Source organism: Buttiauxella agrestis ATCC 33320, from assembly GCF_000735355.1.
Classification (GTDB): Bacteria; Pseudomonadota; Gammaproteobacteria; order Enterobacterales; family Enterobacteriaceae; genus Buttiauxella; species Buttiauxella agrestis.
Map to the genome: position 1 here is coordinate 1 of NZ_JMPI01000091.1, position 256 is coordinate 256.

Below are 256 nucleotides of genomic sequence, written 5' to 3' on the forward strand. Positions count from 1 at the left end.
AACATGATCGCCCGCCTGCGCATCGCCGCTCACCACGCCGGAAATCAGGGTTGGCATGCGTGACTCGGCGGCATTCACCACGTTGTCGCCCGCCACGGTCTGGACGATCACATGGTTTTCGGCATGGGTGTCGAGGACTACATTTTTATGCTCCACCGCAATCGCCGTGTTACCAGCGGCATCCACGCCGGTGACCATCACCTGCACGTCGTTGTTGCCTTCATTCAGCGCCGCAGACGGGACCGGGACTTCATAA

General features: G+C 60.2%; 1 protein-coding gene. It reads right to left on the reverse strand.

Annotated elements, in window-relative coordinates:
- Nucleotides 1-256, reverse strand: a 256-nt coding sequence (locus GBAG_RS21790; RefSeq protein WP_034500339.1) for an Ig-like domain-containing protein, incomplete at both ends; no start/stop codon positions are given.